The organism is Microcoleus sp. FACHB-1515 (assembly GCF_014696105.1).
Lineage (GTDB): Bacteria > Cyanobacteriota > Cyanobacteriia > Elainellales > Elainellaceae > JAAUTJ01.
In genome coordinates this window covers 103,881-117,220 of sequence record NZ_JACJPO010000015.1, presented here as the reverse complement: position 1 = coordinate 117,220, position 13,340 = coordinate 103,881, and the positions used below count along the sequence as shown (strand labels likewise).

General features: G+C 51.4%; 9 protein-coding genes. 8 read left to right on the top strand and 1 reads right to left on the bottom strand.

All coding sequences use genetic code 11. The features are described from left to right. The first annotated feature begins 591 nt into the window (after positions 1-591). Genes H6F67_RS28310 through H6F67_RS03895 form a run of 5 tightly spaced genes read left to right on the top strand, consistent with a single transcriptional unit; the run spans position 592 to position 8,864 of the window. Positions 592-1,620: a calcium-binding protein gene (locus H6F67_RS28310; protein WP_190763517.1), complete on the top strand. Its 1,029-nt coding sequence runs from the start codon at positions 592-594 to the stop codon at positions 1,618-1,620. Beyond that, entirely contained in the window at positions 1,568-3,928 is a 2,361-nt protein-coding gene (locus tag H6F67_RS03910; RefSeq protein WP_190763515.1) for a tetratricopeptide repeat protein, read from the top strand. The genes H6F67_RS28310 and H6F67_RS03910 overlap by 53 nt, the downstream gene beginning before the upstream one ends. Before the next feature lie 49 nt (positions 3,929-3,977). After that, entirely contained in the window at positions 3,978-5,906 is a 1,929-nt protein-coding gene (locus tag H6F67_RS03905) for a tetratricopeptide repeat protein (RefSeq protein ID WP_190763513.1), read from the top strand. A gap of 4 nt (positions 5,907-5,910) precedes the next feature. Further along, positions 5,911-7,227: a tetratricopeptide repeat protein gene (locus H6F67_RS03900; RefSeq protein ID WP_190763511.1), complete on the top strand. Its 1,317-nt coding sequence runs from the start codon at positions 5,911-5,913 to the stop codon at positions 7,225-7,227. 11 nt (positions 7,228-7,238) lie between these two features. After that, complete coding sequence (locus tag H6F67_RS03895; protein WP_190763509.1) at positions 7,239-8,864, top strand: tetratricopeptide repeat protein; 1,626 nt, start codon at positions 7,239-7,241, stop codon at positions 8,862-8,864. Here the strand turns inward: H6F67_RS03895 and H6F67_RS03890 are convergent. Beyond that, a complete protein-coding gene (locus tag H6F67_RS03890) occupies positions 8,849-9,133 on the bottom strand; it encodes a hypothetical protein (RefSeq protein ID WP_190763507.1) in 285 nt (94 codons plus the stop codon). The genes H6F67_RS03895 and H6F67_RS03890 overlap by 16 nt on opposite strands. On the opposite strand from H6F67_RS03890, the gene H6F67_RS03885 reads away from it, so the two are divergent. From H6F67_RS03885 to H6F67_RS03875, 3 genes are all read left to right on the top strand, one after another. Then, positions 9,017-11,002 carry a tetratricopeptide repeat protein gene (locus H6F67_RS03885; RefSeq protein ID WP_396797584.1) on the top strand — a complete coding sequence of 662 codons (1,986 nt, stop codon included), beginning with the start codon at positions 9,017-9,019 and terminating at the stop codon, positions 11,000-11,002. The two genes, H6F67_RS03890 and H6F67_RS03885, sit on opposite strands and share 117 nt — an antisense overlap. A 22-nt stretch (positions 11,003-11,024) precedes the next feature. Next, positions 11,025-12,470, top strand: coding sequence for a tetratricopeptide repeat protein (locus H6F67_RS03880; protein ID WP_190763503.1), 1,446 nt, complete (start codon positions 11,025-11,027; stop codon positions 12,468-12,470). Between the two features lie 65 nt (positions 12,471-12,535). Continuing rightward, on the top strand, positions 12,536-13,303 hold the full coding sequence (locus H6F67_RS03875; protein WP_190763501.1) for a DUF6492 family protein: 768 nt from the start codon (positions 12,536-12,538) through the stop codon (positions 13,301-13,303). Positions 13,304-13,340: the final 37 nt, after the last annotated feature.

Below are 13,340 nucleotides of genomic sequence, written 5' to 3'. Positions count from 1 at the left end.
TTGCCAGAAGTATCAACATCTTTCTAGGAAATGGTCGATCGCGTCGATCGACCGTTGATTGAGGTGCAACTCCAAGTCAGTAGCGGATTGAAGTTGAAATGAGCGATCGCTCCGGCAATCATACTAGCTGTCACTTTTGTAAAGTAATGGTGAATAGGGTTTACACTCGGCAGAAAAGCGTTTATTCTCGGTGTTATCACGTAGTCAAGCTGGATTCCAGTACCGCAGGGCGGATAGCTGTTGCCAAAGCAGATGATTACAGGATTTTCAAGGGATGCCTGCCGAACTCACCCCTGCACAGAAGAAGACGAACAGCTTTTTGCGCTAGTTCATGGCCTTCATCCCGATCGATAGATGGGATTTAGCGATTTTCAGTAGCTCTACCGTTTGCGATCGCGATCAAACTGCCGTTGCTCCATGAGGCTGCGGATTTCACGGGTGTTTAGACCATATATTGCAGGTTCAGCGATTCCAGTTGACCTGTTCCTGCTGCCAGCCTCAGCCTGCTTACCTGAATCACGATCATTCAGGTGAACATTGATTTGCGCTGGTTGTTTCTCCAACATCCTTCAAAAATCAAGGTAAAGTATTGTGTCAGAAGTAATTACAGCACCAGGTGGGGGCAGTTTTCCCACATTTGGGCTAGAGGTGATTAGCCAGGGGCCAGTCACCCTAAGAACACCACCCGATTCACCTGCGGGAACCGTGCAGGCGATCGGCAGCCAGCTAAACGACACGATTCGACCCATTTCGATCGATTCCACCACTCCATTTGTGATTTCGGGAGAGCTTGGAGATGACGAGATTGGCGGCGCAGCAGGCAACGATCAGCTTTTTGGCCGCAGAGGAGATGATGTCATCTTTGGCAATGCGGGCGAAGATAGAATTCGCGGCGGATTGAACAACGACACGCTCTATGGCGGCGCAGATAACGACTCGCTGTTTGGCGATGCGGGCGACGACACGCTGTATGGCGGCGCAGGCGATGACACGCTTCAAGGTGGCGTTGGCAACGACACGCTCAAAGGTGAAGCAGGCCAAGATTTGATCTATGGCGGCTATGGCGATGACTTAATTGATGGCGGCGATGACAACGATCGCCTGTTTGGTGACAACGGCAACGACGTAATTCGCGGCGGCGCAGGCAGCGATCGCATCGATGGCGGCGCAGGTGAAGATACACTCTTGGGCGGCGCAGGCGACGATGTGATCATCGGCGGAAGAGGCAGCGATGTGATGTCGGGCAATGCAGGCCGTGACAGGCTCGTTGCTGGTGAAGGATTCGACGTGCTCACAGGTGGTGGCGGTGGCGATCGCTTTGTGTTTGGCAAAGGCTCCAACGAGCACCTCGACAAGATCACAGACTTCAACCCGAATGACGACACGATCGTTCTTGATCGATCGCTGCTGCCCGGTTCTGGTTTACGCGCAGGCACTTTGAAGTTCTCTGACTTCAAGGCAGTCGATTCCATCGCGGACGACACCACCGCCAAGATCATCTACGAAAAGAGCACGGGCATTGTGTTCTACAAGCCTGTGGGCGGAACGCAAGTCGAACTGCTGCAACTTGGTAAGAACTTGCCCATTACGGCGGCTGATTTCCAAATCGGCAACGGCTAGTCAGCAACAGGCGATCGCACACTTTCAACTTTCCGCAGCCGTGTTCACGTTTGAAGCAAACCGACAGCAGTTTCACAAAATCTACTACAACCTCGGCTGGATTTTGCAGCAGCAGGCAGACCTAGAGCAAGCTGCCGAGCGCTATCGCCAAGCGATCTTGCTGGGCAGAAAAACAGGCCAAATCGCAATCTGCGCCGATGCCCATCACAATCTTGCTGTCGTTTTGGCACAGCAGGAACGCTGGCTAGCTGCAACCTATCACTACCGCAGATCGATCGATTTGCGGCCAACCCTTTTGGCTTATTGCAATTTGGGAACAGCGCTGCTTCAGCAAGGCGAAACTGAAGCGGCGATCGCGGTTTATCAGCAGGCGACGAATTTGCCAGAGCCGCAACCCGATTCAGTTGGAGCGAATCTATATCACCATCTCGCGCAGGCGTTTCAAAAGCAGCGACGCTTGGGCGAAGCGATCGCCGCTTACCATCAGGCATTGGCGATCGATGCGGACAAAGCCGAAATTCACTACAACTTGGGACGCGCTCTGCATCAGCAGGGCAATCTCACCGAGGCGATCCAATGCTTTCAGGCTGCGCTGCGACTGGATGCAAATTTGACGGTGGCCTGGGGCGAGTGTGCGATCGTTTGGCTGACGCTGGGACAGGTCGATCGGGCAATGCAGTGTTTTCGGCAGGCGATCGCTCCGGATCACGCTTTCATTACGGCTTATGCTCGCTGGATTCGATCGCGACCTGCGGCTGACGAGTTTGAATGGGCGCGACTGGCCTGCGCTGAATTTCTCACCGCTTTGCAGCAAGATACCGACCAGCCGGAGCGATCGCTGGTGCAGGCGTTGATGCACTGGGCAACTGTGCTGACGGCGTATGGCGGCGATGTGCAGTTGCGCTATGCCGAGCGACTGTATCAAATTGCTTTGCGGCTACAGCCCCAGCAGCTTGATTTGTATCAACGGCTGGCGCAGTGTCTGGCTCGGCAACAGCGATTTGCCGCCGCGATCGTCACCTGCCATCTCGCGCTAGCGATCGATCCGCAAAACACGGCAATCCAGGCTGAACTCGATCAGGTGCAGCGAGCGATTCCGCACCGCGATCGCTCGATCGCTGCTGAAAAATCTTGCCAGGGCTTGAACTGTGAGCCTTGTCTTCAGCGGATGACGCTGAGTTTTGAGCCTGTGCGGTTGGGGGAAGGCATCTATCAGCTCAGCGATCGATCGCCTCTGCCAAGCGAATCCCTGGATCGGGTCGTCACAACGATCGCCAATGGCCGCATTTGGGCAGCTCCACAAACGAGCACATGGCAAGCTTGCAGCGCGATCGCCGTCTTTTCCGCCGAGGGGGAACGGATGGAGCCGCTATCGCGCAGCTATCCCGGTCAGTTGCCGATCTGCAAACAGGTCAATTTGCCGTTGCAGGGCATTCCGGCTCACCTGCCGCCGCCGCTGCGGATCAAGGGTCGAGTGGCTGCGCTGTCAAGTTTATCGGGCAGCGTTTATTTTCACTGGATGATTGATTTGCTGCCGCGTCTGGAAATTTTGCAGCGACAAATTGATTTTCAGCAAATTGATTACTTTTTGGTTAACTCCGCTCAGCGATCGTTTCAGCGCGAAACATTACAAGGTTTTGGTATTAATTCCAACCAAATCATTGAAAGCGATCGCCATCCACATGTTCAAGCTGAACAGTTAATTGTTCCTGATTTTGTGGGCAGCTTAGGCTGGGCACAATCCGAGACGATCGAGTATCTGCGAAAGCAGTTTTTACCAAAAAATTACAGTAACTTTTCACAAAAATTACTTCACAACGGCTATGGTGATTTACAGCATCCGATCGATCGATCGCCAACAGATTTTCCGTTCATCTACCTCAGTCGTACCGATGCTTGCTATCGTCGTTTGCTGAATGAAGATCAAGTACTCGATGCGCTTCGGCCTTATGGCTTCGTTGCCTTGACGCTTGATTCACGCTCGGTAGCCGAGCAAGCAGCCTTGTTCGCTCATGCCCAAGTGATCGTTGCACCGCATGGCAGCAGTCTGACCAATTTGGTGTTTTGTCAGCCACAAACAATTGTGGTTGAGTTAGTTTCGCCAAACTATCAGCGACACTATTTTTGGCAGATTAGTCAGTTGTTGAATCTGACGCATTACGTTGTTTGGGGAAGAGCACTATCCTGTCAGTTTTTGCGACAGTTGATGTATCCCAATCCGCTGCTTGAAGATATTTGGATCGATATCGATCGCCTCAATCAAGTTCTACAAAAAATTTTTAATGCCCGGATTTCTGCTGAAATTTGAGTATCAGTAATTACGACAAAAATTCCTGCTCCGTCACTGCTCGCCCTCCATGATTACCTATCTCGAAGATGCGGTTGCTGCTTGCGATCGAGCGCTACAAACTGAATCAAATTTAACGATCGCCTGTCAAACGCTGGGCAACGTTCTCCAGATGATGGGGCGATTTTCGGCAGCGGTGCAGTGGCACACCTGGGCAGTCGCGCCGCCCGCAGACCGCAGCGAGATGTTTGCGCGAATTGGTGCGCTCTATGGACAGCAGCAGCAGCGAGAAGCCGCAATTGCCGCTTATCAGCAAGCGATCGCCGCGAACCCCGACTATGCCCCTGCCCACTGGAGCCTCGCCAATCTCTACGCCGAACTGGAAAAATCCAGCGCCGAGATTCACCACCGCCAGCAGGCGATGCGGTGCGATCCCAACTGGGCAACGCCCAAACACCAATTTCAACTGGGCAATCGACTGATGGCCGAGCAGCGATCGGACGAAGCGATCGCTTATTACCGAGGTGCGGTCGATCGCAATCCAGAGTTCTTTGAAGCGCATTACAATCTGGCAATTTCGCTGACGCATCAGCAGGACTGGTCAGAAGCCAAAACAGCACTGGCGCGATCGCTCGAACTGGAGCCGCGCTATGCTCCGTCCTACTACGCTTTGGGGCAAATTGCTCAGCAGCAAGACGACTGGTTCGACGCGCAAACCTACTTCCACACGGCGATTCAGCTTGATCCGGACTATCAGTTTGCCTGGTGCGCCTTTGGCGAAGCCTGCCTGAAGCTGCACGAGTGGAACGAAGCCGCCAGCGCCTACCAGCAAGCGATCGCGCTCGGCGCAAATTCTGCTTGGGTCTATCACAACCTTGGCTACGCACTGCACAAACTGCACGCGCTCGCAGCGGTCACTTGGCTTCAGCAAGCGATCGACACGCAGCCGGAAGCCTGGTTTTATCTGCATTTAGCAGAAGTTCAGATCGAACAGCAGTGCTGGCCGGAGGCAACTGCCTTGTTGCTGAATGCCGCTCAACGACAGCGTGACTTGAGCGAACTTTATTTGCCGCTGGGTCGATCGCTGCGCCGTTTGCTGCAAACCGCAGATACGGCAATTGTCCAAGAAATGATTCAGCCGCAGAATCAGCAGGTTGATTTTTATCAATCGATCGCGCAGGCACTCGCCGCCCACCAGCAGTATGAGGGAGCCGCGCTGTTTTATCGCTGGGCGATCGCGGCTGATGCACCGCTGCACCATCAGCTTCGACAGGTGCAAGATCAACAAAAGCAGCTTAACGACCAGATCGCCGCTCACTACTGGAGAATCGATCAGGTTCCCCAAGCAGCCGATCGCTACACGCAACTGGCTCACCTGCTCGCCGACCAGGGCGAAACCGAAGCGGCGATCGCGCTGCACCGCAACGCCTTGGAGCGCAAAGGCTGGCAAGCTGCTGTCGATCGCGAATATGTGTTTACCCGCGATTGGTTTAGCCACAACATTCCGGTTTGGACGCAGCATTTGCAGGAATTGAGCGATCGCCCGGACGTGCAGGCCTTGGAAGTCGGTTGCTTTGAAGGCATGGCGGCTTGCTGGCTGCTCGACCACATCTTGACGCATCCCGATTCGCGCTTGGTTTGTCTCGATCGCTATCGCCAGGAAAATTTCACGCTCAACATCGATCGCGCCCAGGCGGTTGAAAGAGTTTTGCATCGACTGGGCGATTCCCACCGTCTGCTGCCGCGCCTGCAAAATCAATACGACCTGATTTATCTGAGTGCCGACCCCAGAGCCGACTGGATTCGCAAAGATGGCGAACTGGCTTGGCCGCTGCTCAAGCTTGGCGGCATCTTGATCTTTGACTATTACGGCTGGGTGGATCAACCGATCGAGCAGCGATCGCGCTTGGGAATCGATGCTTTTTTGGACGAAGTGCCGTTTGCTGCCGATGTTTTGCATCGGGGCTACCAGGTAATCGTTCGCAAAGTTGAGGAGTAAGCCGATGAATCCGCCCAACCTTGACACGCCCACCACCCACTGGCTCGCGTCTGCGATCGAGGCGATCGAACAGGGACAGCAACTTTGTGAACAAAAGCAATGGTCTGAAGTGGCGCGATTGTGCCAGCAGGCGATCGTCAGCCTGGAACCGGGAACGGCAACCGCCTATCGGCTGATGGGCTGGGCACTGCAAGAGCAAGGCCACCTAAGCGAAGCCGAACTCTTTTATGCCAAAGCGATCGCCATCCAGCCCGATCTGCCCGAAACGCACGCGCGGCTGGGCAGCCTTTATGCCGCCCAACTGCGCTGGCCGGATGCGATCGCCTGCTATCAGCACGCCATCGCGATCGATGCCGATTTTGTTGGAGCCTATCTAAAGCTGGGCGAAGCTTGGCAGCAGCAGGGCGATTTGGCACAGGCGGCGATCAGTTTTCATGAAGCGTTTCAGCGCCAGCCGCTGCTGGTTTCACCGCACGACCACTGGCAACTCGGCAACACGCTTCAGCAGCAGGGCAATTTGGCAGCGGCGATCGCCGCCTATCGACGAGCACTGACGCAAGACCAACACCTGCTGCCCGCCTGGATCAGCCTGAGCGAAGTTTTGCAGCAGCAGGGACGCATTCAGGACGCGATCGCCTGCTGCCAAGACGCGATCGCGCGGCATCCTGACCAGGCGGCGCTGGAAACTCAACTGGGTAACTTGCTGGCAAGCCAAGGTCAGGTGGAGGACGCGATCGTACTGCATCGACGAGCGAGCGATCGGTGTGGCTGGCAGCAGGTCGATCGCAGCTATCGATTCACCTACAACTGGTTTACCCACAACCTGCTGCACTGGTGGCCGCTGCTGCAACCCTATGTCAATCAGCCCGACTTGCGCTTTCTCGAAGTCGGCAGCTTTGAAGGCATGTCCGCCTGCTGGCTGCTTGACCACATTCTGACGCATCCCTCAGCGCGGCTGACCACGATCGATCCAATCTATCCGCCTGCGTTCAACCACAATTTGGTGCAGACCCGCAGCGTTGCCAAGGTGAATTCGCTGACAGGCAGTTCGCACGATCTGCTGCCGATGCTGCCTGCTGAAGCCTTTCAGGTGATCTACATCGATGGCTGTCATCTAGCAAAGCATGTCGAGCAAGATGCGCGGCTGGCTTGGCCGCTGCTTCAGGCTGGCGGACTGCTGATTTTTGACGACTATCTGTGGAGCGATTCGCAGTTTCCCCACGACGATCCGCGCTTGGGCATCGATGCTTTCCTAAATTCGGTTCGCGATCGATTTGAACTGGTTCACCAGCACTATCAACTGGTGATTCGCAAACGCTAATCAACTTCGCTTTGGTTTCCACTTCCAATCGCGCCATGCACAACCACCCCACCCTTCCAACCACGCTCCAGCTTGCCGAACCGCCGCCCGATCGCGCCGCGCTTCCCGAAGGGTATCGCTCGATCGCCGCCGAGTCGCCGCCCCGACTGGCGATCGTTCCCCATCTGGCCGCTGCAAAAACTGCCGCCGATCCTGCTGAACTGCAAGCCCAAGCCCAAGAACTGCTGCATCAGGCCGACACCTATCTGCTGCAAGGTCAGGTGGAAGTGGCGATCGCGCACTATCGCCGTGCCCTTCAGTTCGATGTGCATTTGGTAGACGCGCACCAAGGTTTGGCCGAAGCTCTAACGCAGCAAGGCGACCTTGATGCCGCCGCCCATCACTATCAGACCGCGATCGATCTGCTGCCCCTGCCTGCTCTGGCTCCGCCTAACTTGGTGCCCACTGCTGAGCCGACAGCGGAACCTGCGGTGGAGCAGTTGCCCTGGTATGAGCAGGCAGCTTTTTATTTGCAGCAGGCCAAAGCTTTGTGCGATCGCCAGCAGTGGCAAGAGACGATCGCCGCCTGCGAACAAGCCGCCAAACTCCTGACGCCGCAAACCGCCCTCACCTATCGGCTGATGGGACGCGCTCTGCAAGCCGAAAAACAATTTGAGGCCGCCGAACGGTACTACAGTCAGTCGCTGGCGATCGAAGCGGATTTAGCTGAAACCTATGCGCGGCTGGGCAGCGTTTACGTTGAGCAGAACCGCCTGACCGAAGCAGCCACTTTTTTGGAGCAGGCGATCGAACTTGATCCAGAATTTGCCGGAGCGTTCCTGAAGCTGGCTGAAGTGTGGAAACAGTTGGGCGATTTGGTGCAGGCTGCCGACTGCTTTTATCGAGCATATCGGCTGGAACCAAGTTGGGCAACGGCCAAAGAGTTTTTGCAGCTTGGCAATCAAATGATCAAGCAAAACAAGCTGGAGCAGGCGATCGACTGCTATCAACAAGCGATCGCGCTGGCTCCAAGTTCGCCCAACGGCTATTACAATCTGGCGATCGCGATGGGCAAACAGCACAATTGGTCAGCCGCCATCCGCCTATATCGACAGGCGATCGAACGACAGCCCCAAAATTTCCGTTTTCATGCCGCCCTCGGTCAGGCGTTGATGAAGCTCAATCGCTGGTCAGACGCGATCGCCTGCTATCAGCGCATTTGTGACCTGCTGCCCGACCCGCAGCAGCTTCAAACCGCCCTTGTGCAGATGGAGCGCTGTCAGCGGGCACTGATGGCTCAGTCATACGGCAAAATGGCGCAAAAGCTAGCGACGAGTCGGCAGTGGCAAGCGGCAATTGACTGCTATCGCCAAGCGATCGATCGCGATTCTGAAACTGCCGAGTTCCAAGTTGGCTTGGCGCAAGCGTTGGCAGCTTTGGCGCAGTGGGAGGAAGCGGCAACCTGCTATCAGGCGGCGATCGCGCTGCAACCTGCTCAGGCTGAACACCGCATCGCCTTGGCGGAAGTTTTCATCAAGCTGGGACGCTTTGAGAAAGCCGCCCGCTGCTATCACCAAGCCGTTGCTGATCCGGCAAAACGCGCGGCTGAACCGATTCCGGCTGCACCTACGGTCGATCGCGCCTACACCGTTTTGTAATCACCCTTCTTCACCTTGCCGTCATGGTTCATCCAGTGCCGCACAATTCTCCTCACCTGACCCAGTTCAAAAAAGTTACGGCTGTCACCGCAGCAGAAATGGCCGAGCGATCGGCACAGGCCAGCCTTCAGGCAGAAAATTGGCCGCAGGCGATCGCTCATGCCCAACGCGCCATTCAGCTTCAGCCCAGCGCAACGGCCTACAAGCTGCTGGGCGATGCGCGGCTTCACCAAAAGCAGTGGCAGGCGGCAAAAATTGCGTATCAGCAAGCGTTGGCGTTGCAGCCAGACAGCGCGGAAATTCACGCGAATCTGGGGACGCTGGCGGCGCATCAGCAAGAGTGGTCAGTGGCCTTGCAGTCGTTTCGACGGGCGATCGCCCTCAAGCCCGAACTCGCCACTGCCCTCCAGCCCAACCTAGACCAACTGTGGACGCAAATCGATCAGTCGGGTGCGCTGCAAGCGTTTCTCGATCAGCCCGATCAGCTTGAGGCGATCGATCATCAAATGCTGGGCGATTGTTTGCTGAAAAAAGAGCAGGTCGAGGCGGCGGTGCAGTGCTATGAAAATGCGATTGCGATCGATCCAACGCTGGCAACGGCTTTCTGGAATCTGTCGCTGGCCCACAAGCAGCTTGGCCATTCGGAAGCAATGCTGACAACTTATTTCCAAGCGCTCTGTTTGCAGCCAGATTGGGCAACGGCAGAGGAACACTGCAAACTCGGCAACCATTTCCTCCAGCAGGAACAGTGGGACCAGGCGATCGCCTGTTACGAGCGATCGATCGCGCAGGATGCAGCTTTGGCCGAGGCTCACTTTGGGTTGGGAACAGCGTTGCAGAAAATGGAGAGATTGGAGGGGGCGATTGAGGCTTACGAGCGGGCGATCGAGTTGCAGCCGGAAGCGTGGTTAACCCATCACAATTTAGGTGACATTTTTCTGGAGCAGAAGCAGTGGTTTCAGGCTGTAGAAGCGTATGAGCGGTCGATCGCGTTGAATCCTTTATATTCTTGGTCACACAATAATTTAGGAGATGCACTAATTGAGCTGGAGCAGTGGCAAGCAGCGACGGAATCATATCGAAAGGCAATTTTACTTAAACCAGATTTTTACTGGTCGCACTATAACCTCGGTGATGCATTTATCGCGTTGGGCCAATGGGACGAAGCAATCAAGTCATATTGTTGTGCAATTGAAATAAATCAAAATTTATTACTCGCATATCAAAAACTACAGGATATTTCTCGAAGAAATAGATGTTTTGATGAAGTGGCCGCTAAAGGATGTTATCAACAGCTTCCTCAACGAGCGCCCAACAACGCTTTAGCACACATTGTGCTGGGAGGATTTCAAGAAAAAGTTGAAGATCAGGCTGGTGCGATCGCTAGCTACCAAAGGGCAATCGAGCTGCAACCTGAACAGCCTGCGTGGGTTTATCTTTCATTAACGCAAATGTTGATCAAATCTGAAAGATGGGATGAAGCTCGATTAGTTTGTCAAAACGTAGTTGATTCAAGACCAGAACTTTGGCTTGTACATCAGAAGTTTGGGGATCTATTGATAGAGAAGCAGCAGTGGAAAGAGGCTGCATCGGTCTTTCAAAAAATAATCGATTACAATCCTAACTTTCTAAGCTCCTATGAAAAACTTAGCAATGTGTTAGTAAAGCTGGAACGTTGGGAGGAGGCAATCAATGTGCTAAATCTAGCAGCTAAACTTCATGAGAATTCTTCAATTCATCAAAGGATTGGAGATCTTCACAAGCAAGCTAGCGAAGTTTTTATCAAGAAAGCATTTGATAGTTATTGGAAATCCATACAGCTTGATGACAAAAATATTGAGAGCTATCATAGCGCTATTCAAGTGAATCCCAGTAGCACTAATTTGTACGTTGGATTAGCTGACACTCTAGCTAAAGAGAAGAAGCTACATGAGGCAATTGTCTTTTATAAAGCTTCTTTTCAGTTCGGCGATCGCGCTCCTGAAACCTACTTCAAATTAGGCAGAGTATTAGAAGAACAAGAAAATTTTGTAGAAGCGCTTAAATGCTACCGTGAGGCTTATCGTCTTAACTCGACTGAGACAAGCTACTTAAGCAAAGTAGAAGAGACTTGTAAACACTTGAAGATGAAAATTTAGTAGGATTAGTTGGAGAAACACGATGACCCACAAAAACTCGATTCTGCAAGAAGTCAGCATTATGTGCCGCACCTATCACGGTGATAAGATGTGGCTTCCTTACCTATTTAGAAGTATTGAAAAATTCTTTCCGATGCATCGAGAAGTAGTTGTTGTTTACGAGAAGCAGGACGAAGCAGAATTAAAATCACTAATTCCGAGTTGGGTCAAGATAGTTCGAGAAGACAAATTTGCTGATGGCACAATTCAGCAAAAGTATAGCAAGCTTACAGCAGATACATTCTGTGAAGGAAAATACATTTTTCATATCGATTCTGATTCTATCTTCACCAGAAATGTTCGATCTGAATACATGTTTCGCGATGGAAAACCCATCCTTGAATACACTCCATACTCAACCCTAATTGAATATGCAAAATCTCCAGAAATGCTTGAATGGGCAAGAAATCAAGGCATGACTGATGCAAAGCCTCACATCAAAGTTGAGTTTTGGAGAGCAGGGACAGCAAATGCAGTAGGAGAGCCTGTGGATTACGAATTTAGCCGTAGACCTGAAAAATTGTATCCAAGGTGGATGTATAAACAAGCAAGAGAACTAATTGAGAACCGCCATAATATGTCCTTTAAGGACTTCATTAAGACGCAACACGGCAGACACCGAGACGATCTTCCAGTCGATCAAATCTATTTCTCAGACTTTAATTATATTGGAGCGTTTATGTGGTATCACATGAAGGATGAGATTGCCTGGGTGAATACCGACGACAAGGGTTATTCTGTACGACCTCATTTCGTTACCCAGATGATTTCGTACTACATGCTAAACAAGAGCAAAGAGCTTAAAAAGAGTGCTGAAAGATTTCTAGAGGAAATACTTGCTTCTGACGGAGAAACCCATTTTGAGTGTCATCCAGGTGTTACTGTCGATCCAGAAGAGTCCACTGATATTCCTCCTTCAATTATCTACCTATCAAAAGCAAAGGTTTTGCAATCAGGAGGCAAGCTTAAGGAGTCAATACCGCTCTATTTAAGCGCTATAGAACGGCAACCAAAGCTGTTAGACGCGCATTTCTATCTAGCAGATGTTTACCTCAAACTTGATCAACCAGAAGCAGCAGTCGATCACTTCAAGCAATGCTTGCAGCTAAAACCTGACCTGGCTGATGCTCACTTCTATTTGGGCAGCATTTACCTCAAACTCAACCAGTTTGAAACCGCTGCCGACTACTTCAAGCAGTGCTTGCAGCTAAAACCTGACCTGGCTGATGCTCACTTTTACCTAGGTAATATTCAATTCAACGCTAACCAATTTAAGGATGCTATCTTCCACTTTGAGAAATGTCTAGAAATTAGGGAGACTACTATAGATGCATACTTCTACTTAGGTGAGATCTGCTATAAACAGGGACAATTTAGCGAGGGAGTAGCATATCACAAAAAATATCAAGCTCTTAGGGACAAAAGATAATTAACAGGTCAAGCAATTATTTCAGTAGCTTTAAAGCTTGCGTTTACAGTTTTTGAGGAGGAAGAATGGCTACTTCAAATCTACTAAAAGATACTGGCATTTTAATTAGAACCTATCATAAGGATGCAGAAAGACTGTTTCTTTGTTTAAAGTCAATTCAATGCTTTGCTCATGTGATGAAGGTGACTGTTGTTTGTCCTAGTTCAAGTAAGGAAGTAATTGAAAAAACTTGCCTCCAATTTGATTGGGTTGAGTTAAAAACTTGCGCCAATTACCAAAACGATTTCATCGGTCAGCAGATAACTAAACTACTAGCAGATATGTTCGTAGACTCTAACTTCATCCTTCACATCGACAGCGACTGCATCTTTACACAACAGGTAGATGAAGCTGACTTGTTTTTTGACAAAAAACCAATTTTATACTTTAGACCATACAGCTTCTTCTACGAACAAGGGATTAATATGCCTTGGCAGACAATTACATCCAAATTCTTAAAAAGACAAACTGATTATGAATTTATGAGACGCTTTCCACTCGTCTACGATCGAACGGCTTATTCGAGTTTAAGGAGCTATTACAATGAGCAATTCAACGACGATATTGAGGAAGTTTTATCCAAAGTAAGTGGGGATTATTTTAGCGAATTTAACCTTCTTGGAAGTTTTGTTTATTACTTTAGACCCGATCTGGCTCACTTTATCGACACAAATCAAGGACCAGTTAGACCTGCTGTGGTTAGGCAAGGCTGCCTATATCAATCTAGAGACGATCGAAGCTTAAGCACCGAAGAGCGCGAACTGTTAGAAAAAATTTTACAGAGTGAAGTTTAGATGCTAAGAGAAGGAATTCTAAAACATAGCAGGTGAA

Bases quoted from the DNA above. Each gene is read 5' to 3' on its own strand.
- H6F67_RS03905 (WP_190763513.1), top strand. From the start codon at position 3,978: ATGATTACCTATCTCGAAGATGCGGTTGCTGCTTGCGATCGAGCGCTA.
- H6F67_RS03900 (WP_190763511.1), top strand. From the start codon at position 5,911: ATGAATCCGCCCAACCTTGACACGCCCACCACCCACTGGCTCGCGTCT.
- H6F67_RS03880 (WP_190763503.1), top strand. From the start codon at position 11,025: ATGACCCACAAAAACTCGATTCTGCAAGAAGTCAGCATTATGTGCCGC.
- H6F67_RS03875 (WP_190763501.1), top strand. From the start codon at position 12,536: ATGGCTACTTCAAATCTACTAAAAGATACTGGCATTTTAATTAGAACC.